The 22677-nt window shown below is 56.8% G+C and carries 17 protein-coding genes and 1 riboswitch; of the genes, 6 read left to right on the top strand and 11 right to left on the bottom strand.

The window, feature by feature from the left end:
* Positions 1–36 precede the first annotated feature (36 nt).
* Complete coding sequence (locus tag MUN82_RS20170) at positions 37–993, top strand: DUF3078 domain-containing protein (RefSeq protein ID WP_245093333.1); 957 nt, start codon at positions 37–39, stop codon at positions 991–993.
* Positions 994–1088: 95 nt separating this feature from the next.
* On the top strand, positions 1089–1541 hold the full coding sequence (locus tag MUN82_RS20175) for a hypothetical protein (RefSeq protein ID WP_245093335.1): 453 nt from the start codon (positions 1089–1091) through the stop codon (positions 1539–1541).
* Positions 1542–1761: 220 nt separating this feature from the next.
* Here the strand turns inward: MUN82_RS20175 and infB are convergent, their stop codons facing one another.
* From infB to MUN82_RS20195, 4 genes are all read right to left on the bottom strand, one after another.
* The gene (gene infB, locus MUN82_RS20180) at positions 1762–4824 is read right to left on the bottom strand and encodes a translation initiation factor IF-2 (RefSeq protein ID WP_245093337.1); all 3063 of its coding nucleotides are present in this window, start codon (positions 4822–4824) and stop codon (positions 1762–1764) included.
* Between the two features lie 121 nt (positions 4825–4945).
* Entirely contained in the window at positions 4946–6229 is a 1284-nt protein-coding gene (gene nusA / locus MUN82_RS20185; protein WP_245093339.1) for a transcription termination factor NusA, read from the bottom strand.
* A 130-nt stretch (positions 6230–6359) separates the two neighbouring features.
* On the bottom strand, positions 6360–6833 hold the full coding sequence (gene rimP / locus MUN82_RS20190) for a ribosome maturation factor RimP (protein ID WP_245093341.1): 474 nt from the start codon (positions 6831–6833) through the stop codon (positions 6360–6362).
* A 390-nt stretch (positions 6834–7223) separates the two neighbouring features.
* On the bottom strand, positions 7224–10664 hold the full coding sequence (locus MUN82_RS20195) for a DUF7948 domain-containing protein (protein ID WP_245093343.1): 3441 nt from the start codon (positions 10662–10664) through the stop codon (positions 7224–7226).
* 201 nt (positions 10665–10865) lie between these two features.
* Between MUN82_RS20195 and MUN82_RS20200 the strand changes: the two genes are divergently transcribed.
* The 3 genes from MUN82_RS20200 to MUN82_RS20210 all read left to right on the top strand — a co-directional run bounded on the left by MUN82_RS20200 (position 10866) and on the right by MUN82_RS20210 (position 14851).
* Complete coding sequence (locus MUN82_RS20200; RefSeq protein WP_245093345.1) at positions 10866–11987, top strand: endonuclease/exonuclease/phosphatase family protein; 1122 nt, start codon at positions 10866–10868, stop codon at positions 11985–11987.
* 231 nt (positions 11988–12218) lie between these two features.
* Positions 12219–13721: a cysteine--tRNA ligase gene (cysS, locus tag MUN82_RS20205; RefSeq protein ID WP_245093347.1), complete on the top strand. Its 1503-nt coding sequence runs from the start codon at positions 12219–12221 to the stop codon at positions 13719–13721.
* A gap of 107 nt (positions 13722–13828) precedes the next feature.
* Positions 13829–14851 carry a M28 family peptidase gene (locus MUN82_RS20210; RefSeq protein WP_245093349.1) on the top strand — a complete coding sequence of 341 codons (1023 nt, stop codon included), beginning with the start codon at positions 13829–13831 and terminating at the stop codon, positions 14849–14851.
* 65 nt (positions 14852–14916) lie between these two features.
* On the opposite strand, the gene MUN82_RS20215 is transcribed toward MUN82_RS20210, so the two are convergent.
* The 6 genes from MUN82_RS20215 to MUN82_RS20240 all read right to left on the bottom strand — a co-directional run bounded on the left by MUN82_RS20215 (position 14917) and on the right by MUN82_RS20240 (position 20578).
* The gene (locus tag MUN82_RS20215; RefSeq protein ID WP_245093351.1) at positions 14917–15285 is read right to left on the bottom strand and encodes a DUF4260 domain-containing protein; all 369 of its coding nucleotides are present in this window, start codon (positions 15283–15285) and stop codon (positions 14917–14919) included.
* A 68-nt stretch (positions 15286–15353) separates the two neighbouring features.
* Positions 15354–15947, bottom strand: coding sequence for a Crp/Fnr family transcriptional regulator (locus MUN82_RS20220; protein ID WP_245093353.1), 594 nt, complete (start codon positions 15945–15947; stop codon positions 15354–15356).
* 22 nt (positions 15948–15969) lie between these two features.
* Complete coding sequence (locus MUN82_RS20225) at positions 15970–16872, bottom strand: S66 peptidase family protein (RefSeq protein WP_245093355.1); 903 nt, start codon at positions 16870–16872, stop codon at positions 15970–15972.
* Positions 16873–16933: 61 nt separating this feature from the next.
* Positions 16934–17965, bottom strand: coding sequence for a homoserine O-acetyltransferase family protein (locus MUN82_RS20230; protein ID WP_245093357.1), 1032 nt, complete (start codon positions 17963–17965; stop codon positions 16934–16936).
* 270 nt (positions 17966–18235) lie between these two features.
* The gene (locus MUN82_RS20235) at positions 18236–19615 is read right to left on the bottom strand and encodes an O-acetylhomoserine aminocarboxypropyltransferase/cysteine synthase family protein (RefSeq protein WP_245093359.1); all 1380 of its coding nucleotides are present in this window, start codon (positions 19613–19615) and stop codon (positions 18236–18238) included.
* 344 nt (positions 19616–19959) lie between these two features.
* A riboswitch (SAM riboswitch) is annotated at positions 19960–20076 on the bottom strand.
* Positions 20077–20278: 202 nt separating this feature from the next.
* Entirely contained in the window at positions 20279–20578 is a 300-nt protein-coding gene (locus MUN82_RS20240; RefSeq protein ID WP_245093361.1) for a LysM peptidoglycan-binding domain-containing protein, read from the bottom strand.
* A 269-nt stretch (positions 20579–20847) separates the two neighbouring features.
* Here MUN82_RS20240 and MUN82_RS20245 point away from each other — a divergent pair, with 269 nt between their 5' ends.
* Entirely contained in the window at positions 20848–21267 is a 420-nt protein-coding gene (locus tag MUN82_RS20245; RefSeq protein WP_245093363.1) for a lipocalin family protein, read from the top strand.
* A gap of 158 nt (positions 21268–21425) precedes the next feature.
* Here MUN82_RS20245 and MUN82_RS20250 read toward each other — a convergent pair whose 3' ends face one another.
* On the bottom strand, positions 21426–22502 hold the full coding sequence (locus MUN82_RS20250; RefSeq protein ID WP_245093365.1) for a lysylphosphatidylglycerol synthase transmembrane domain-containing protein: 1077 nt from the start codon (positions 22500–22502) through the stop codon (positions 21426–21428).
* Positions 22503–22677: the final 175 nt, after the last annotated feature.

The raw sequence follows: 22677 nt of genomic DNA on the forward strand, positions 1-22677 counted from the left end.
TTATATATGATGCTTTATTGCCGTTCTGTTTTAGCTGTGTTTTTTTGGTGGGGTATCTTGCTGCTGTGGCCAGCCAGCGGCCAAGCACAGACGATGCCCCGTCGTATTGCCCTCGACCCTTATAAGCTCGCCACCGACATTGATACCACCCGCGGCTGGCGGCGCGGCGGCACTGGCTCCCTCAACTTCAGCCAAGTAAGCCTCAACAACTGGGCAGCCGGAGGACAAAGCTCCTTATCACTGCTGGGCATTGGCAACGTATACGCGCACTTTCGGGGCGAAAAGCACACGTTTGCCGCGGCAGTCGACTTGGTATATGGTCTGCTGAAGGCTGGCCCAACCAAGATTCGCAAAAACGACGACCGGCTGGAAATGAACATCCGGTACGCCAGACAGTATTCCGAAAAGTGGTCGTATGCCTCGCAGATTAATATTAAGACCCAACTTACCCCCACTAAATCCACTGAAATTCGGGATTCGCTGACGTCCCGGTTCTTTGCGCCCGCATACATTCTAGCGTCGGCGGGCTGGGAGTATAAGCCAACTGATTGGTTTTCCGTTTTGTTGTCGCCCGCTACAGGCAAATTCACGGTAGTGAATAGTCAGCGGCTGGCCGATTACGGCGCGTTCGGGGTGCAAGGTGCCCGGCGTGACGCAGACGGACGCCTAGTGCGAGGCACTGGTAAGCTATTCAGAGCCGAGGCAGGGGGCTATATGAATGCCCGATTGACAAAGACCATCCTACCCAATGTTTCATACCAGACCCGGTTGGAACTGTTCAGCAACTATTTTCACAAACCGCAAAACGTTGATGTGTATTGGACCAACTTGGTTGATTGCAAAGTCAACAAGTTTATCAGCGCCAACGTAGCCACTATTCTGATGTACGACGATGATATCCTTGTGCCCATTGGCGACGGTACCTCGGGCGAAAAAGGACGTCGTATTCAATTCAAAGAAACATTAGGTATCGGCCTGACTTACAAGTTTTAGGGCTGAACTAAATGGGTAGGGCAACCGTTGTCGTACCAAGCAAAAAACGGTATCTTAGTTGCTTGCCGCCTACAGTCTTATTAATACACTGCTGCATGAAGCATTTCTGTCTCTGCCTGAGCTTGTTGCTTTTTACGATCTTGGCTCAGCAAGCCGTTGCCCAGGCCACGTTAGCTACCCGTAAATCGGTGGTGAGCGACGAGCCTGCCACTCGCCGCAGTGGTAAGAAGAAGGCTTCGGACGAGGATATTGCTCGTATGCAGCGACGTATGAGCATGAACTCTGATGAGGCCAAGCGTGATAAGCAGATGGAAATTCTGGAGGCGCGCTCTGGTATGGGGTCCAACACCAGCTTCAGTCGTGGTAGCAACTCGGCCCGGCAATATGACTCGCGCAATGGTGGATTCACTGTTAAGAAGTTCAAGGCCAAAAATGTAGGCTCGTTGCGCCAGAAGCGTGGGCAGACTCACGCCGCCCCCGGCATCGACCCCAAAGGCAAGCCACTCAAGCACAAACACAAGTATAAGAAGGGCTTCCTGTTCTTTTAAGCCCGGATATTAGCTGCCTTACCTAGAAGCCCTTACCACGCATAGTGGTAGGGGCTTTTTGTTGATGAAGGATTACGTACACAAAAGATAGGTAGCAGATAGCAATGGCCTACAACCAAGGGTAGGGGAAGGGCATTTTGTAAAAGCTGAACGCAACACGCCCCTGGCTCTAGTCTAGAGCCAGGGGCGTGTTGCAATTGCCGGCAATACCAGTGGCTGCTTACAGCGTCCGCTTGATTTCCTTTTCCTCGAAGCCTTCGATGATGTCGCTTTCTTGCAAATCATTGAAGCCCTTGATGCTAATACCGCACTCGTAGCCTTGGCGCACTTCCGAGACGTCGTCTTTGAAGCGTTTCAGGGCCTGCACGTCGCCGGTATACAATACAATACCATCGCGCACCACCCGCACGCGGGTGTTGCGCGTGACAGAGCCCTCCGTTACCATACAGCCAGCAATAGTACCTACTTTGGTAATATTGAACACCTGACGTACTTCCAGCGTAGCTACCGTGACCTCTTGCACCGTTGGGGCCAGCATGCCTTCCATGGCATCCTTCACCTCGTTGATAGCATTGTAGATGATGGAGTACAGACGGATATCGATCTGCTCCTGCTCGGCCAAGCGGCGGGCGCTCTGCGAAGGCCGAACTTGGAAACCAATGATGATGGCATCAGAGGCCGAAGCCAGCAACACGTCCGATTCGGAGATGGCGCCTACCCCTTTGTTCAGAATATTCACGGCTACCTCCGGCGTGCTGAGCTTCAGCAGGGAGTCGGCCAGTGCTTCTACCGAGCCGTCCACGTCACCTTTCACAATCACGTTTAGCTCTTTAAACGAACCGATAGCCAAACGACGACCAATCTCATCCAGCGTGATGTGCTTCTTGGTACGCATGCTCTGCTCGCGGGCCAGCTGCTGACGCTGCGTAGCCAATTCACGGGCGTCGCGCTCCGTATCCATCACCACAATTTTGTCGCCAGCCTGCGGGGCGCCCGTCAGACCAAGCACCTGCACCGGAGTAGCCGGGCCAGCTTTCTTCATCTTCTTGCCGCGGTGGTCGGTCATAGCCTTCACGCGGCCGTAGTGCGGACCAGCCAGCACAATGTCGCCTACCTGCAGCGTACCGGTTTGCACCAGCACGGTAGTTACGTAACCCCGGCCTTTATCAAGCGAAGCTTCGATAACCGTACCCACAGCGTTGCGGTCGGGATTGGCTTTCAGTTCCAGCAATTCGGCTTCGAGCAGTACTTTCTCCAGCAGATCGTCGATACCAACGCCAGTTTTGGCCGATACCTCCTGCGACTGGTACTTACCACCCCATTCTTCTACCAAGATGTTGATACCAGACAGCTCTTCCCGCACTTTGTCGGGATTGGCGCCGGGTTTGTCAATCTTGTTGAGCGCAATAACGATGGGCACACCTGCAGCTTGCGCGTGGTTGATAGCTTCCTTCGTTTGCGGCATCACCGAGTCGTCGGCGGCCACCACAATGATGGCAATGTCTGTAACCTTAGCACCACGGGCACGCATGGCCGTAAAGGCTTCGTGACCTGGCGTATCCAGGAAGGTAACCGGCTTGCCCGATTGCGTTTTCACCTCATAAGCACCAATGTGCTGCGTGATACCGCCGGCCTCGCCCTTGGCTACACTCGCATCGCGGATATAGTCAAGCAACGAGGTCTTACCGTGGTCGACGTGACCCATGATGGTAACGATAGGAGCCCGGTCGCGCAGATCTTCCGGATCGTCCACAATCTCCATCTCGGTTTCCTCTTCCTCCGCCGACAGGAATTCCACGTCATAACCGAACTCGTCAGCAATAACGGTAATGGCTTCCGCATCGAGGCGCTGGTTGATGGATACGAACATACCCATGCTTAAGCACACCTTGATGACGTCGTTAACAGACGCGTCCATCAACGAGGCAAGGTCATTAGCCGAGATAAACTCAGTCACTTTCAGCGTCTTCGAGTCTAACTCGTTCTGCTGACGCTGCAGCTCGTTGGCTTCGGCTACACCAGCCCGCTTGTCGCGACGGTATTTGGCGCGGTTGCCACGGCTGTTATTGTTGCTGTTACCGCTAAGCTTCGCCAGCGTTGCTTTAATCTGCTCCTGGATCTGCTTATCATTCTGCTCAGGCGTATTAGCTACAGCCGGACGAGCAGGCTGGTTGCGGTTGCCCTGACCAGGACGGTTGTTGCCACGCTGCTGATCGGGACGACCACCGCCGGTACGATTACCTCCGCCTCCTTGTTGACCTTGCTGGCCGGGCTGGTTCTGCCCTATAGTGCCACCGCCGGGGGTAGGAATACGCTGACGCTTCTTCTTGTCCGCGCCAATGCCGCTTTTGCGCACATCTGAGGAGGCCACAGGCCGCCGGCCACCGCGCCGCGACGAGTCGACTGGCAGTTCAATTTTGCCGAGTACTGTGAGACCCTTTAGCTGATCAGCCTTTGCTACAATAGTTGAGTCCTCTTCGGCTGGAGCTGTAGGAGCTGCCGGAGGCGTTTCTGGGGCTTTTGTCGGAGCAGCAGGAGCGGGGGGAGCTGGAGCTGCTGGCGTAGCCGGGGCTGCTGCTACCGGGGTTGGAGTTGCAACTGGGGTAGCAGGAGGAGTAGCTGGACGTGTTGGCGTAATTGCTGCTGGTGCCGGTGCTGGCGCCGTCGGGGCGGGAGCCGGAGTAGGCACAGCTGCTACCGGAACTGGCGCTGGCTGCGGAGCGGCCGGTGCTTTCTCTGGAGTGGGTTGTGCTGGCGCAGGTGCTGGTGCAGCAGGCTTGGGAGCCGGGGCCGGCGTTGGTGCAGCAGCGGCTGGGGCAGGTGTAGCAGGCCGGGGCGGCACAGGGCGGCCCTTGGCATCCAACTCAATTTTACCCAACACCTTCAGCCCGGGCACGCGGGGTGCTTCGGGCTGGGCAGGGGGAGCGGGGGCCGATGGCGTAGCCGCCGCCGGTGCGGCTGCTACGGGAGCGGGCTGCTCGGCGGGTTTGGGCGCAGCCGGTTGCTCGGTGGCCTTAGGAGCCGGAGCCGGCTCGGGTTTGGGCTGGGCAGTTTCCATCTCAGTCTGGCGCTTGGCCTGGCTGAGCTTGGCTGCCTCGATTTTATCCTGCACCGACGACTCGAAGGCCTTGTTGAGCATGTTGACTTGCTCGGCCGTCAATTTCGTGGTCGGTTTGTTATCGATATCAATGCCCTTTTCCGACAGAAAGTCCACGATTGTGGAAATTCCGACGTTCAGGTCTTTGGCCGCCTGATTCAGCCGTTTGGTTGCTGCTTCCGCCATTCTATGCTCGCGAACGATACTCTTATCCAGTTGCAAAGTTACTATATTAAATCTTGTCAGCCGACGCTAACTCGCGCCCCTGGCACGATTTAACGTCTTTGCCGTACCGGCCGCCGCGCCCTCATTGCGCGTCGTCGGAAATGGTTGGTTCTGTTTGCTCTTCGTCGGCCTCAAATTCCTGGCGGATGATGCGGAAAACGTCTTGTACCGTTTCTTCCTCCAGCTCCGTGCGCCGCACGATATCCTCTTTGCTGACCGCTAATACGGCGCGGCCGGTATCGAGCCCGATTTTCTTGAATTCATCGAGGATCCAGTCCTCAATCTCGTCGCGGAACTCGTCGAGGGCAATATCTTCTTCGAAGTCACCCGCATCGCGGAACACGTCGATTTCCATGCCCACCAGCCGCGAAGCCAGTTTAATGTTGGCGCCGCCCCGGCCAATGGCTAGGCTCACTTGGTCCGGCTTCAAGAACACCGAAACCCGACCAGTTTGTTCGTTTATCTTCATCGAAGTCAACTTGGCTGGCGACAAGGCCCGGGCGATGTATAGCTCCAGGTTGTCGGTGTAGTTGATAACGTCGATATTCTCGTTTTCCAGCTCCCGCACCACAGCGTGGATACGCGAACCTTTCATGCCCACGCAGGCACCTACCGGGTCGATGCGGTCGTCGTAGCTTTCTACGGCTACCTTGGCCCGCTCGCCCGGCTCGCGCACAATATTTTTGATGGTAATAAGACCATCGTAAATCTCGGGTACTTCCAGCTCAAACAAGCGCTCCAGGAAGGCCGGCGCGGCGCGCGACAGGATGATCTTGGGCGTGCCGTTCAGCACATCCACGCGGTGCACCACGGCCCGGATGGGGTCGCCCTTGCGGTAGCGGTCTTTTGGGATCTGCTCCGCCTTAGGCAGCACCAGTTCGTTTTCTTCCTTGTCTAGGATCAGGGCCTCACGGCTCCACACCTGGTAGACTTCGCCGGTGATGATTTCGCCGACCATGTCTTTGTACTGCTGGTAGAGGTTGTCACGCTCCAGGTCTTTCACACGCTGAATCAGCGTCTGGCGGGCCATTAGTACGGCGCGGCGGCCGAAATCTTCCAGCTTCACGTCCTCGGCTACTTCCTCGCCTACCTCAAAGTCAGCCTCAATCTTACGCGCTTCCGAGAGCGGAATCTTATCGAAATCCCAAATATCCTCGGAGTTGTCGTCCACGATTTCGCGGTTGCGCCAGATTTCCAAGTCGCCCTGGTCCACATTGATGATGACGTCGAAGTTCTCGTCGGTCGTATACTTCTTGCGGATCATGGTACGAAACACGTCCTCCAAGATGCTCATCATCGTAGGGCGGTCGATGTTCTTGGATCGGGCAAACTCGGCAAACGATTCGATCAGGACGTTGCTGTTCATTTTGTGTAGCTTTTAGCTTGTAGCTACTGGTTGTTGGCTTTTCAAAAAGGCCAGCAACCGTCGCTAAAAGATGAATACTTTAGAATTAAACTAATAGCTATGCGCTATCAGCCAACAGCTAAATGGAATGTTACTTAAACGAAATAACCACTTTGGCTTCCGCAATGTCCGCAAACGGAATATGGGCAGCGGGTAGGGTTTTCTTTTTATTCTTTTCTTTCACTACCTCCGCCAGCTGAATGCCATCGGGGGTGGTTTCTTCCAACACACCGGTTTTCTCGGTGCCATCGGTGAGCTTCAGAGCCAGGGAGCGGCCCACGTGTCGGGTGTACTGGCGCGGGTCGGTAAGAGGCTGATCAGCGCCGGGCGAGGTAACTTCCAGGGTGTAGCTGGCTTCCTCGCCGTATGCCTCTTCGATGCGGCGGGCCAGCCGGCGGCTCACCTGCGCGCATTCCTCAATTCCTACCCCTTGTTCGCCATCCAGCGTAACGGTGACTTTAGGCCGAATGGCATCCGAAACCGTCAGGTCCACCACGAAAAGGTTGGCGTCGTCAGGCAGGCTCGCTTGCAACAGCTCGGCGATACGGTCACGGTCAAACTTCATAGGCAGCAAAAACAGGAGGTAAAAGAAAGAGGGGACTGCACGTCCCCTCTCTACAACTAGCTAATAAGTGGGGCAAAGGTACGAAATAAGAACGCAATTCGCAACCTAAAGCTCACTCACTAAGATATGATACCGAAGGGGTAGCAGTACTATAATAGCTTAACACTATGTAAAGGCTACTTAGTTCATGTTGTGCAACTCTCCGTTGTGTGGATTCACCTATGTATTTTGGCCTACCCTCTAACAACATAGTCATCTGCCAGCCTTAGTGAGTAGTAAAGCTTCTGCGATAGGGAGTGGCATAAAGCGATACTACCGGAGTAGTATAGCGGTAGACGGAAAGTGATAGAAGTATCAGAGATACGCAAGGCTATTCGTCTGGCAGCATACTCAGCGCCTGACTTCTACCCACCCTTTGGCTGTGCGTCCGGCCGTATCGCGTAGGTGGTAATAGTATACTCCATCGGGTAGGTTGTCGGCGTGCCAGTCGTTGCGGTACGTCTCGGTTTCGTACACTTTGGTGCCCCAACGGTTGAACATTGTTAATGCAGCCGGCTGGCAACTGAAGCGAGGCACAAAGGCTTCGTTTACGTTGTCGTCGTTGGGAGTGAAAATATTAGGTACAAACACGTCGCCCACTTCCACCGGCGCAAATTGCGTTACCACTACGCAGTTGGCGTAGCGGGCAGTCAGCTTCACGCGGTAGCTGCCGCCTTTAGTATACTCGTGGCTGGGGCTGGGGTCAGTAGATTTCGTATTGTCGCCAAAGTCCCACTCATAGCTGCCGCCAGGCAGCACCGGCTCAAATTGTACCGTGAATGGTGCCAAGCCCGCATACTGGGGTGCAGCGGTGCATTCGGGTACACTTAGGGCCACATTGGAGGCGGAAAGGGGAGTCAGTACCACCTGTTGGGCACCGGTATTTGCGCAGCCATCGGGGGTAGTGTAGCGGTAGGTGAGCGTGATGTTAGCACCTTTGCCCTGGGTATCGGGTGGCGTAAACATGCCGCTCGACGACACGCCGGTGCCGCTCCAGGTGCCTCCAGCTGGGGAAGCTGCCGGCAGCTGAAACGCTTGCAGCTGATCGGCGCAGAGCGTAATTGCCGGGTTGGTGGTAATAGTAGGGAGTGGCTGCACGGTGACAGCCATGGTGGACACCGTGCAACTCACTGTGTCGGAAAGAGAGTAGGTGAGGGTATGCGTGCCCGCACCGGCCCGACTGGGTATGAAGCTGTTATTGGCAACGCCGGGGCCGCTCCAGGTACCCCCGGCTACGTTGGCCGCAAGGGGTAGGGCAGCCGTGCTGCTGACGCACATAGTGGGCATGGCCGTTAGCGCGACAGGCACCGTGCCCGTTACCACGTAGCGTACGGTGGTGCGGCTTACGCAAGTGCCGATGACAGGGGCCGCGTAAGTGAGCAAGTAGGAGCCCGCGCTTAGGTTGGCCGGTGAGAACTGGTAAGAGCCCGAAGCAGTGCGCGTCACGCCGGGCCCGCTCCAGGTGCCGCCAGCCGGCGTGCCGCCTAGCGTCATAGGGGCAGCGCTGGCGCACACGTAGCGCACCGGGCCAGGGTTGGAGCGCACCGGCAGGAAGTCAATCTTGAACGCGGCATTGTTGCAGTTGCTACTGCGGTTGGTGCTGGAGTACGTGCTGGCGCCAGGCGGAACTGGAAAGCTGGAACTGCCCCCACAACCACCGCATACGGCTTGGTATACCACTCCTCGCTTATCGAAGCGCGAAGTGCCCCCATCTACGTGCTCCCCGAAGCGGCCTGTGCCCCCGAAAAAAGTAGCATACTCCAGCCGCGCCATGCCCGGCGTGAACTGGGCCAGGTAGAAGTCGGAGCCATCGGTGTCTTTTTGTAGGGCATTGGCCGTTGTGGGCAGGCCGTTGGTGTTGCCGCTGTAGTTAGTGTTACCGCCCCAACCGCTGATGTAAATTCGCTCGCACTCGTCCACCAGAAAGGCCGTGGGCGAAATATTGGGATCAGCCGCGCCTGAGCCGAAGGTGCTGACGTACTCGCTGCGGGTGAGGTCGTGGTTGAGCTTCTGCACAAACTGGTGCCCGTTCGGTACACTATATACGCCCGCAGTAGCCGTTAGTCGGCCGCGCGTTTGGCCCAGCACATACACGTTCTCATCGCCATCGAGCTGTAGAAAATACGCTTGGTCGGTAGAACTGGTGCCCAGGTAGGTGAGGCGCTCCAGGGTAATTCCATTGGGGCTGATGCGGGCTGCAAATCCATCGATACCACCCTGGCGGGTGGGGAGGTAGCTGCCCGTGGTGCCAGGTAGGGCGCTGCTGGCCGTGCCGCCGCAGACAAAAACGGCGTGTGCCTTATCTACTTGAATAGAGTAGGCCGCATCGGTGCCAGCGCCGCCCAGATAAGTGCTCCACACCAACGTGCGCAGATCAGTTGAAAACTTGCAGATGACGGCATCGGAAATACCGCCCCCCATGCGCTGTTGAAAGCCCGTGGCCGGAAAGTTGGTGCCAGTGGTAGAAGAAGCCAGGTACACATTGCCCTCAGCATCGGTGGTGATGTCGCCCCGGAACTGGTCGCCGTAGTTTTGCACCAGGCCATCGGCGGTGCGCTCCAAAATGCCGTCGTTGGCGGAGCTGCCTAGGTAGGTAGAGGCCAACAGCTCACTACCATTGGCGCTAAGCTTACTGATGATAATGTCGGAGCCGCCGGGGTAGTCTAGGCCCGGATCGGGGGTGAAGGTAGTGCCGCCGTTGTAGGTGCGGTCGTAGGCACCGGCGCTGGTCGGGAAGTTGCCAGAGCTAGTAGAGCCCAGTATCACCAGCTCGCCCTGCGGGTTTACCACCAGGCTCTGCGGTACCTCGGCCCCGCTACCTCCTATATACGTAGCGTATAGCCGGGCAGCGGTGCCGCTCGCGCTGGTGTTGTATTTGATGATGCCAATGTCGGTGTTGCCGCTCCAGGTGGTGCTATACGCCCCGCGCGATACCGGAAAGCCCAGGGCGAAGACAGTACCGCCCGAGTACATGTTGCCCTGCGCATCGTAGGTGGCCGTGAAACCCCAGTTGTCGGCCGTGGAGCCGGTAAACGATGAAAACTCCAGGGTAGGATCGATAATGAGCGGCAGGTGGTGGTCGTACTTGCCCAGCCGAAACGTGAGCGTATTGCCCGTCAGCACAAAGGCTACCGGCACGGCCACGCGCCGGCCGTTGCGCTCCTGCCAGGCCTGCGGCGCCTGCTCCGTCACGTGGCCCACGCTAGTCGTAATTATCAAGTTGCCGTGGTCGAGGCGCAGTTGGGCTCCGTCGTAGCGCAGACTGATTTGCTCGGCTTGGGCGCCGGGCTGCACCGTGAAGTCGTATTCCAGTAGTTGACGGGTGTTTTCATATAGCCGCATGCCAATGCCGGGGTACAGCTTCTCGTAGCGCACTGTATGGTAGCCGTGCGCGGCACTGGCCCAGCGTTCCTCCTGGTTGCCTAGGAAGTAGTTGCGCTGCCCAGCGGTGGGTTCTTCGCCAGTCAGCACGGCATCGGGATTGGCCCCCACAAACTCCACGGTATAGGCATGAGCGCGTACCTGGTCAGTCACCTGCCCGGCTACGTGGTCGTGGTGGGCGCGCAGGGCGGCGGGGTCTACAAAGGCGTAGGTGAAGCGGGTAGGGCTCAGAAACAGCCGTCCGGCCGGTAGCTCGGCCGCAAAAGCGGCTTGGTCGTTCCACTGCCCGCGGTTTTCCACAAACTCCAGTGTGCGTGCATCTGGCGTGGCCGAAGCTAAAGCTGGTAGGGCGCTGGGAATCAAACCAATAAAAAGGGTGCACAGGGTAGTGCGTAGCGTAGAAATAAGCATAGGCAGATAGGGGCAAAAACGCAGGTAATGTACGGACAAAAAACTGTTTTCTACCCTCCAAAAATCGTTAGATAAGCAAGGCGAAATGCCGCAGCTATAGCCAATCTGCCTCGAACTCCTACCTTTGCTAATAGACCTGCGCTGCCGGCGCCGGCCTGCTTTTCCGCCGATTTTCGTGGCCTGTGCCGCGCCGTAGTGCCTGTGCGTCGTTCCTTCGCTTTTAAGTCTACCCTGCTCATCATCCTGTGGGTGCTGGCGGCCATTGCCTGCGTGCAGGTGCCAGCCCGCACCTTCTGGCCCGCGGCGTTTGGCGCCCTCACCTTACCAGTAGCGTTGGGCTTCAATGTAGGTGCCCTACTTTACTGGCTGCTGCGTAGCTGGCGGGTGGCGGTGCTGCCGCTGCTGGTGGCGGTGCTCACGTGGCCGCACTTTCAGCGCGGCCTAGCCCTGCACCCGCTGCACGTGGTGCCGCCTACTAGCGCGCCGGGGCAGTCGGTGGGCGTGCTGAGCGCCAATGTGCGCATTTTCAACGTGTACCCGCAGCTGCGCGACGGCGGCCTGAATTCCTCCCGCAAGCTGATTGAGTGGATTGCCACCAACCCGGCCGATATTATTTGTCTGCAAGAATTTTACAACGAGCCCAAAGCCACCCAGGATGGCGACGTGTTCAATGCTGTGCGGCGCATCGGGCCGGAGCAGGCTAGGGAGGTGTTTGTATCCAAGACGCTGACCAACGGCATTGGGGGCGAGTTTGGCCTGGCCATTTTTTCACGCTTCCCGATTGTACATCGGGGTACAGTTTCCTTCGGCAAGCTCACGCAAAACCACGCCATGTTTGCCGACGTGCGCCTACCCTCCGGCGACACGGTGCGGGTGTTCAACTTTCACCTGCAAAGCATGAGCATGGAGGAGCGCGACATTGTGGATAGCTACTCCAGCAAGGCTGGTTTTGAGCGGAAAAGCCGGGGGCTGCTGGCGCGGTTCCGGCGCGGCATGGTGTCGCGTAGCGTGCAGATCGACTCGCTCGTGCACCGCTTCGAGCGCAGCCCTTACCCCCTGCTGCTCTGCGCCGACCTCAACGACCTTCCCTACAGCTACAGCTACGACCAACTGGCCGACCGCTACCAGAATGCTTGGGCAAGCATCGGCAATGGGGTAGGGGCTACCTACAACGGCCGCCTACCCTTCGTGCGCATCGACAACCAGTTTGTGAGTTCCGAGTGGACTATTGATGATGTACAGGTGCATCGCGAGGTGCCCTATTCTGACCACTTCCCCCTCACGGCTCGCTACCGGTTGCACGCGCCAGCACCATCTGAGTAGGGTTATGTACTGATTAATGAACTTTATATACTGTCGAGCTTGCTTTTTATACTACGTAAACTTGTTTATGTACTTAGTTGCGTCAAAAAGCAAGAAAATACGGGACACCAAAAAACGAAATGGAGTCTAAACAGTTAGCAATTCTTACTCGCCGATTGCCTGGCTGGCCGCCGCATACAAAATCAGCGTAATCCGCTGAATCAGCAACATCTGCGATTTACCTTTGCCCTCATGGAGCATCCGCTTTCCCTCTACAATACTCTCACGCGCCGCAAGGCCCCGTTCGAACCCCTACACGCGCCGTTTGTGGGCGTGTACCTATGCGGTCCTACCGTGTACAGTGAGGCACACTTGGGCAATGCCCGTGGCCCGGTGGTGTTTGATGTACTGACGCGCTACCTGCGCTACCTCGGCTACACTGTGCGCTACGTGCGCAACATCACTGACGTGGGGCACCTCGAAAGCGACGCCGACGAGGGCGAAGACAAGCTGGCCAAAAAAGCCCGCGCCCAGCAACTAGAGCCCATGCAGGTGGCCGAAACCTACGCCCACCGCTACCACCACCACATGGCGCAGCTCGGCAACCTGCCCCCCGACATAGAGCCCCGCGCCTCTGGCCACATCACCGAGCAAATCACGATGATTGAGGAAATCATTGCCAACGGGTTTGCCTACGAGGTGAACGGCTCGGTGTATTTCGACGTGCCTACCTATAACGAGAACCACAACTACGGCAAGCTTTCCAACCGAAACATAGACGAACTGCTAGCCGGCACCCGCGACAACTTGGCAGGCCAGAGCGAAAAACGCTCCCCGCTGGATTTTGCGCTCTGGAAAAACGCTTCGCCTGAGCATATCATGCGCTGGCCTTCGCCTTGGGGCGAAGGCTTCCCTGGCTGGCACCTGGAGTGCTCGGCTATGAGCCGTAAGTACTTGGGTAGGGAGTTCGACATCCACGGCGGTGGGTTGGACCTGATGTTTCCGCACCACGAGTGCGAAATCGCGCAGAGCCAGGCCAGTCACTCGCACACCGACGAGTCGCAGGTGTGGATGCACAACAACATGATTACGGTGAACGGCACGAAGATGAGCAAGTCGACGGGCAACTTCATCACCCTTACCGATTTGTTTGCGGGTACCACCGAGGCCTTGGGGCAGGTATACTCGCCCATGGTGGTGCGCTTTTTCCTGCTGCAAGCCCACTACCGCTCGCCCGTGGATGTGACGGAGGAAGGCCTACAGGCCGCCCGCAAAGGCTACCGCAAGCTTATGAACGGCCTGCGCCTGCTCGACAAGCTGGCCCTACCCGAAGGCACCGAGCGCGCCGCCGACACCGAAAAAGCCGACTCCGAGCTGCGCAAGATGACACAGGACTGCTTTGTAGGCCTCAACGACGACCTGAACACGGCCCGCTGCGTGGCAAGTCTATTTAATGTGCTACGCAAGCTGAACGGCTACGGCGCCAACCTGGCTACCCTCGCCAACGTGAGCGAGGCCGCGCTACTGGAAACTACCGCCGCCTACCGTGCGTTGGTGACTGACATTCTGGGCCTGGCCGACGAGCCCCGCGCCGACGCCGAGCAACTGCTGCACCTCACGCTGCACTTCTACCAGGAAGCCAAAGCTGCCAAAGACTACGCAAAAGTGGACGAAATTCGGGCTGCACTCAAAGCGCAGGGTATCGTGGTGAAAGACACAAAAGCGGGCGTTGATTGGGCGTACAGCGAAGAATAATGGTGTCGTTGACACCGAACGTGTTCGTGTAGAAATTCATTTCGTTTGACTGTCGTTCCGAGCTTGTCGAGGAATGACGTTTTCAGCGCGCTGTTTATTTCAATAAGATGACTTCAAAATTCTCCTGGCTGGTCCCCGCGCTGGCGTTGCTGCTGTTCGTAGCGGGTTGTAAGAAAGACAACCAGGCCGAAAACACTGCTACCGCGCCCGAAACGCCTGCCCTACCCAAAGCGCCTGCGTTCAACGCCGACTCGGCCTATGCCTACACAGCCAAGCAGGTAGCGTTTGGGCCACGTGTGCCCAACTCCAAAGCTCACGTAGCTACTGGCAACTGGATTGTGGATAAGTTTAAAGGCTTTGGGTTGAGCGTGCGCGAGCAGCCGTTTGAGGCCATGGCCTTTGATGGCAAAATGCTGCGTAGCCGTAACATCATTGCCCAGTTCAACCCGCAAGCCGGGCGGCGCGTGGCGATATTCGCGCACTGGGATACGCGCCCCTTTGCTGATAAAGACAAAGAGAAAAAGAACGCCCCGCTCGACGGGGCCAGCGATGGCGCCAGTGGCGTAGGCATTGCCCTAGAAATGGCCCGCTTGCTCAGCATCCAGCCCGATAGCCTGGCGCCCAACGTGGGGGTTGATTTCATCTTGTTCGACGCCGAAGACTATGGCTACGACGAATCCACGCAGAGTGAGCTGAAGAACCGCATCACTGATGGTACCGACAGCTGGTGCTTGGGCTCGCAGTACTGGGCCAAAAACAAGGTGCCGGCCAACTACAACCCCAGCTACGGTATTTTGCTGGATATGGTAGGCGCTCAGAACGCTAAGTTCAGCCGGGAGGAGCTGTCGGTGCAAAGCGCTAAGGATGTAGTGGATAAAGTGTGGAACATGGCCTCCAACCTCGGCTATTCCGACTATTTCCTGTTTCAGAGCGCCCCTGGCATCGACGACGACCACGTATATACCAACCAGGCCGGCGTACGCACCATCGACATTATCGACCACCTACCTGTGGGCGACGCATACTTCCCCGCCTACCATCACACCACTCAGGATAACATGAGCATCATCGACAAGCGCACGCTGAAAGCCGTGGGCCAAACGGTGCTGACCACGATTTACGGAGAGTAGGGGCGCTTTACAAGCGTCTGTCGAGGTAAGCGCCTCAGCCGGGTAGGCTGAGGCGCTTATTGCTTTTAGGCGGCTGCAGAGACCCTCTGGCCGAGGTTTTCCAGGTGCGTATCTTTAAAACCGGAAGAATATTTCAGGCCGTAGCCCAGCAGCCGATCAAAGGCAGAATGAAACAGCAGGACACTACCCGCTAGCAGCCACAACGGCTGACCCAGTAGCCAGCCTGCCAAGCTAATGGTTATTGCCAAGGCTTTGTGATGCAGTAGATTATACGCGAAAGCGCCCGCGCGCGGACCAGCCAAATAGCCCAGCATGCTCAGGTCGGGCACCAAGAACAGCGCTGGTAGCCACCACCACGCGTAGGGTAGGTGAGCAAATATGAGCGTAGCAGCCAATAGCTCGGCTAGTTCCTCTAGTTTCAGCAGCTTTTTCATGGGATGAGTTGTTTACAGTGAACATCCCAAAGGTCAGACTTCGGCTTGCCTGAAATCGTTAACAAACGCTAAGAAATTCGTTCATCTCCAGCCTGGAGCCGTGCCCGGATGCGGCTCAGCGTCACGGGCGTAACCCCCAGGTAAGAGGCAATGTACTGCTGCGGAATCCGTTCCAGAATCTTGGTTTTATGGCTGCTAAGCAATTCTACATATCGTTGCTCAGCGCTGAGTAGAAGCTGTTCCGCCAAGCGGGCATCGGTGCCTAGGAGGTGATACTCAGCCATAAGCCGCCCAAATCGCTCATACACCGGGTACTGGTCATACAGGTCACGCAGTACGGCGTAGGGAAGAACTGCTATTTCTGTGGGGACTAGCGCCTCAATACCAAACGGGCTAACCTGACCAGTAAGGCAACTCAGATAAGAAGCCATCAGGTGGTTCTCGAAAAAGAAATACGTAGTACGTTCCTCGCCATCAGGTCGAGTGTAAAAAAGCCGGCAGGTGCCTGTGAGCACCAAGGCCACATCCGACGACGGCTGCCCCTGCACAACGAAGGATTGACGACGCGGCAAGTGGCGCTGACTAAGTGAAGCGGCCAAAGGCGCCCATTCTGCATCCGTGAGTGATACAAACCGGTGGATGTAGGTGCGCAGTGGGTGCATGAGGTGTAGGTTCTCTCGCAGTTTACAGGTATAGCAACTGTACTCCGTTCGCCTCGACGACTAACCTTGCCCGGCGCCCTACTACCAGTGCCATATTTTCGGGCTCGTGACCAACGGGAAAGCCGTACGCCACCGGAAAATCGTATTTGCTGGCGTAAGTCGCAATGATTTCTTCGGGCGTTTGCCCGAAAGGTACCGTGTTATCCTGGGGGGCTGAGAAATGGCCGACCACCAGCCCCGTCAGATTACGCAGCTTGCCGGTGCGGTCGAGGTGCACCAGCATCCGGTCGATGCTGTAGAGGTATTCCTCTACGTCTTCCAGAAACAAGATGCGGCCAGCCGTAGAAACATCGGAAGCGGTGCCAGCAATGGTCTGGAGCATGCTAAGGTTGCCGCCTACCAGCTCGCCTTCGGCAGTACCTAGGCGGTTGAACGGGTGCGCAGGCACAGCGTACGAAACCGGCTCCCCAAACAGCGTGCGCCGTAAGCTTTCCAACGATGCCTCGCCACCCGGTTGGTGAAACAGCAGCGGCATCACGCCGTGAATGCTCGCGTGGCCTAGCGCCAGCAAATGGCAATTTAGGGCCGTGATGTCGCTGAAGCCGGCTACCCATTTGGGATGAGTGGCAAAGTTGGAAAAGTCTACTTGGTCAAGGATGCGGGTGGTGCCGTAGCCGCCCCGCGCCACCAAAATGGCGCGGATATCGGGGCGGTCCAGCATCTCTTGCAGGTCCTGCCGCCGCACTTCATCGGAGCCGCCAAACTGGTGCTGTGCCACGTTAGTCGAGGCGCCCAATACTACCTCCAGCCCCCAGGTAGTGAGGGTTTCTACGGCGGCGGCTAGTTCTTCGTGCGAGGCTTTGCGAGCAGTGCACACAATGGCTACTCGGTCGCCGGGGTGTAGGGCAGGAGGGAGGGTAGGCATAGGGTAGGAGGTAGTTGAGCGCAAACCTACTCAACAAAATTCGCTACTGATATAGAGTAGCCTAGGCCAGCGCGGAGGCATAAAACTGCGCCAGGTGATGTGCAATCTGCTCTACCTCTATCAAGAAACCATCGTGCCCGTAGCGCGAAACCATTTCGGCATACGTAGCGCCCGGAATGTGCTGCGCTAGGAACTGCTGCTCGCTAGGCGGAAACAACACATCCGAGGAAATGCCGAGCACCAGCGTATGCGCCCTAATACAGGCCAGTGCAGCAGCGGTACCTCCCCGGCCTCGGCCTAGGTTGTGCGAGTCCATCGCCCGCGACAAGGTTACGTAAGAGTAGGCATCGAAGCGGGCGGAGAGTTTCTGGCCTTGGTAGCGTTGGTAAGCACTAGCGCGGAAATCGGTGAGCTTGTCGTCGGTTTCCTCCTGCTGGGTGTGGCCGTAGGCGGCGTAGGTGCGGTAGCTGAGCAGCGCCATGGCCCGGGCCGCCTGCAAACCAGCTTGGCCGCCCTCGGGGGCGCCCGCATGGTAGGTAGGATCGGCCAGGATAGCCATGCGCTGCGCTTCATTGAAGGCAATTCCCCAGGGCGAATGCCGGGCGCTGGTAGCCAGCACCACCAAATGCTCAAACAAAGCGGGCTGCTGCACGGCCCACTCCAGCGCTTGGTGCCCGCCCAGCGAACCACCAATCAGCGTATGAATTTGCCGGATGCCCAAGTGCTGCCGAAGCAAGTCGTGAGCTGCTACCTGGTCACGAATAGTAAGGAGGGGAAACGCTTGGAAGGGTGCTGGCGCACCCGGCACGGACGGGGTGAGTGGCCCCGTGGAGCCGTAGCAGGAGCCCAGCACATTGGCGCACACGATAAACCAATCGGCCGGGTCGTAGTAAAAGCCCGCGCCAAACAAACCAGGCCACCACGTCAGCACGTCGGCGTTGGCCGTGAGGGCGTGGCACACCCACACTACATTGGTGCCAGTGGCATTCAGCGTGCCATACGTGCAATAAGATACCTGTACCTGGGGTAGGGAGGCGCCACTTTCTAATGAAAAAGGCCCGGGTGATAAAAAAAGGTGGGTTGAATCCTCCATAAAACGCGAAAAGCAGGCAGTGGTACCAGCCGCCTCATTGCGACTGGTACGCACTTCCTGCGTATAGGATGTACCTCAAATTGGAGCCGGTGCCGGGGTCACGTTTAAAAGTCCCACCCCAAAAACAAAACCCAGCCGGCACCGGACCAATTAGATTGTCAAAGCCTCTTGGCTGTCATACTGAGCTTGTCGAAGCATCTCTACCGCTTCGTTGAAATATATTTAGTAGAGATGCTTCGACAAGCTCAGCATGACAGCCTGGATTAATCTCTAGACCTCTAGCGGCTGCACGTGCTCCTTCTCAGGCTTCTGCAGCGCCTCCTCCGACTCGTCGGGGGTAGCCAGGTTTTTCACTGCGTCGAAGGCTTGTTGCAGGTCGCCTTTGATATCCTCGAAATGCTCGATGCCCACCGACAGGCGCAGGGAGGTAGGCGTTACGCCCGCGGCCAGTTGCTCTTCTTCCGACAGCTGCTGGTGCGTAGTGGCCGAAGGCTGAATGATGAGCGTTTTGGCGTCACCTACGTTGGCCAAGTGGCTTATCAGCTTCAAGTTGTCGATAAACTGAGTGGCTGTTTCCTTGGAGCCCTTAATGCTGAAGGTGAGCACGCCGCCCGCGCCTTTGGGCAGGTATTTTTGCGCCAGTGGGTAGTAGGGGCTGCTTTGCAGACCAGGGTAATTCACCGACTCTACCTGTGGGTGCTGCTCCAGCCAGTTCGCAATTTTCAGGGTGTTTTCTACGGTGCGGTCTACGCGCAGGCTCAGGGTTTCCAGACCAATCAGCAGCTGCCAGGAGTTGAAGGGACTGATGGCCGGACCAAAGTCGCGCAGGCCTTCTACCCGTGCCCGAATAGCGAAGGCAATGTTGCCGAACGGCCCGCCTACCCCAAACACGTCGTTGAATACCAGACCGTGGTAGCCATCTGAGGGCTCCGTGAACTGCGGAAACTTACCGTTGCCGAAGTCATACTTGCCGCCGTCTACAATCACGCCACCAATGCTGGTGCCGTGGCCGCCAATCCACTTCGTGGCTGATTCTACCACGATGTGCGCGCCGTGCTCCAGAGGACGGAACAGGTAGCCGCCCGCCCCGAAGGTGTTGTCTACCACCACAGGCAGGTCGTGCTTCTGGGCAATAGCCGTAATCTTCTCGAAATCTGGAACGCTGAAGCTGGGGTTGCCAATGGTTTCCAGGTAGATAGCCTTGGTTTTGTCGTCAATCAGCTTCTCAAACTCCTCGGGTTTGTCGCCATCAGCAAAACGCGCTTCAATACCTAGGCGCTTAAAGGCTACCTTGAACTGATTGTAGGTGCCACCATAGAGGTAAGTGGTGCTTACAAAGTTGTCGCCAGCCTGCAGGATGTTGTTGAGCGCAATGAACTGCGCCGCTTGGCCCGATCCTACTGCCACGGCTGCTACACCGCCTTCCAAAGCCGCCACGCGCTGCTCAAACACGTCGGTGGTAGGGTTCATTAGGCGGGTGTAGATATTGCCGAACTCCTTCAGCGCAAACAGGTTAGCACCGTGCTCCGCGTTTTTGAACACGTAGGAAGTAGTCTGGTACAGCGGCACAGCACGGGCGCCTGTGGTAGGGTCGGGCTGTTGGCCAGCGTGGAGTTGGAGAGTTTCGAAGTGGAAGTTTTGCGTAGACATATGGAAAACGAAAAAACGAGTCAGAAGAAAAAGATAAGCAGGGTAGGAAACTCCAGGGGCTGTCGGAGCCGGGCCAGGAACACGGCAGGGCGCGTGTCGGAAGAGATGGGCAGCTGGTGCGCAGGGCAACCAGCAGCATGCTGGCCAAGAAAAGAGCGATGCGCGCTACGGCAGCATCAAGAAAAAGCTACATCCAACAACCCCAACACATTCGCATTCGCGCCGGTGCTGCAGTGGCAGCCCGCGAAACGGAAGAACCCACAGCGCATTCGGGACGCAAGGAAGCGGCCAGGGCGTGTGGGTAGGTAGAGATAAAGTCGGAAGAAAGCAACATGTGGTACTCAAGGTTATAGTTCCCACCGGCAATACGCCAAGCGGGCAGGAATTGGCACCTGTCGCGCTGCTGCGGATGGTTGCCAGTGGGTCAGGGAGCCTGTTCTCTCGCCACTTCTGTATAAATCTCAAAAAAACTACCCCAGCGTGTTGGGGGAGTACCGAGTTGGTGGTTGCAAATGTAAAGGCAGAATTTTGAAATCCAAATTTTGACAAAAATCTTTTTGAGGCGCGTTTCTACACCAACTCTGCTGCTCTGTAGAATTCTTTACAAAGAAAAAAGCCGCTTCCTGTAGTCAGAAAGCGGCTTTTCAGATGGGTAGGATATGCTTACAGCTTGGGCAGCTGGAGCACTTGGCCTACCTCAATTTTATCGGGATTGCTACCAATGGTGTTTTTATTGGCGTCGTAGATTTGGTGCCACTTGCTGGCGTCGCCGTAGTGGTTTTTGGCAATTTTAGAGAGCGAGTCGCCGCTCACTACGGTGTATGTTTCGCCGGCCGTAGCAGCGGCAGTAGTGGTGTCGGCTTTGCTGTTGCCGAAGAAATCGGTATCGGCGTTAGGAGTTCCGGCAGCCGGAGCAACAGGCTTCTTGTCGCCTTCGTTGGAGAGGAAATCGAATAGTCCCATGATGGTGCGTGTGTTAATGGAAGAGGAGAAAACAGCTCTTGCAGACCCGCGCAGGGCAGGCCCGGGAGATAAGCTGATATGCTTACGCCCGCGCTATCAATAAGTTGTCGGGAGTGCCTGCGAGTAGTAGTAGTGCGGTTTTTGAGGCAATATCTTAACCCTTTATGAAGGGGACCGTAAGAACCGCAACAGCTTCCATTATAGCCGGTGCCGGTCTGCGCTTTGCAACTGGCAAGGGCTACATCTCTCACTCCCAAACATCTCTTTTCATGCAGACTCAACTCTCTCCCCTGCGTTACATCACCAGCCTTCTGACACTGATGGTGCTCTTTCTGGTGGCTTCTTGCGGCAACAAAGAAGGCAAAGTAGAAGGCGTAAACATGCTCTACGGCGAAAACAGCAAAACCTGGAAAACCGACAAGCAAACCAATGCGGGCGGCGACAAAGTGAAGCAATCAGACGCAGACGAAGACCAGCGCGTGACCTTCTACGCCAATGGCCAGTACAACATGGCTTCGGGCGCACAGACGATGAACGGCAAATACGACTTTGATCAGGCTGGCAAGACCATCACGATGACCCCCGACGGTGCCTCGCAATCTAACACGTTCAACGTAGTAACCCTTACCGACAACAAGCTGACGCTGAAAGGCACCAGCGGCGCTGAGCTATACTTGGAAAAAGAGTAAGCTCAGCAAAAGCATTCACAAAAAAAGCGTTCTGCACCGAGCAGAACGCTTTTTTTATAGGTTGATGTGTAGCTAGGTAGGGTGTAGAGACGCATAGTTGCGTCTCTACACCGTGCAGACGGCTTGGAGGGATATTCCTCTTACGCCCTGCTATAACCTCACGCTATAACCTCGGCTGCTGCCCGCCGGCCAAACACCCGCCCTACCCACCGCGGGAGGAAAACGGCGCCAAGCACTAGGTAGAGATAATACGTGGTGATGCGATAGATCAGCACAATGAAGTTGGTCATAGTGGGCGTGCCGATGAACTTGCCGAAGAAGGTAGGGAAGGCACCCTCAGCAATGCCCGAGCCACCAGGCGTAATGGCCAGCAGCAGAATGACTTTGTAGGTGAGATTTCGGGCGAAAATCATGGCGAAATCGTGGCCCGTGACGTGGATGAAGGCCGCAATAATGCAGCCGATAACAGCGTAGCGGGCCGTCCAGACAAAGATGGTGGAGATGATAGCGCGCAGCCAGTAGCCCGCGCCGTTGCCGCGCAGTTGGGCCGAGGCTGCCACCATTTCGGCACCGTGCTGGTAGGCGTTGCCACGCCACCGCCGCAGCATCCGCCACGAAAAGAACCGCACTAGAAACCGCCGCACCGATATAGGGTTGATAAACAGTGCGTACAGCATCAGCCCCGAGTAAAGCGATACCATGATATAACTCAGGACGAAGGCAATTTGCAGAGTCGTGATAAGGCCGCTGTGCAGGGTTTCATCAGGATAGAGGCCCTCGCCGGCCAGCAGCACTACCAGCGGCACCAGCACCACATAGTACATATTGTCCAGCAGGGCCGTCACCATTACGTAGGCCAGGGACTTGCCCAGCGTGATGCCTTCCTTATTAAGCAGAAATGGGGCTACCGAGGTGCCGCCCACCGCCGAGGGTAGGACGCAGGAAGCAAACTCCCAGATCATAATCACCTCCATGCTGGCCCGCCAGCTCAGCACCTTCTCCGAAATGTGCCGGATGCGGTACATGTAGCCTGCATCACGGGCAATGAGTACGAGCAGGGTAATAAAAAGCCAGTGCAGCTTGGCGTCGGCCAGCGGGGCTAGGTCGCCGGGCTTGTAGCTGCGCCAAAACATAAAACCCACCACACTCAGGCCCAACAGTACCGGCAGCACGATGCGCGAGGGGCGCAATTTGTGAAGCAGTTGCTGTTCCTGGGAGTCTTGGATAGTAGGCATAGGGAAGCGGGTAGGAAAAACGTAAAAGTAAAGATTCTGGGCCGCCAGCAGAGGTATAGTGTCCGGACCGGGTATTGTACAACCGGCCGTTCGGAAAAGTCGTACCTTTGACTGTTGTACGTGTTACAGCGTGCGAGTTGGGTTATTCTATAAAATCCGGCCGTTGCGCCGACGC

It is taken from the genome of Hymenobacter aerilatus (assembly GCF_022921095.1).
Taxonomy (GTDB): domain Bacteria; phylum Bacteroidota; class Bacteroidia; order Cytophagales; family Hymenobacteraceae; genus Hymenobacter; species Hymenobacter aerilatus.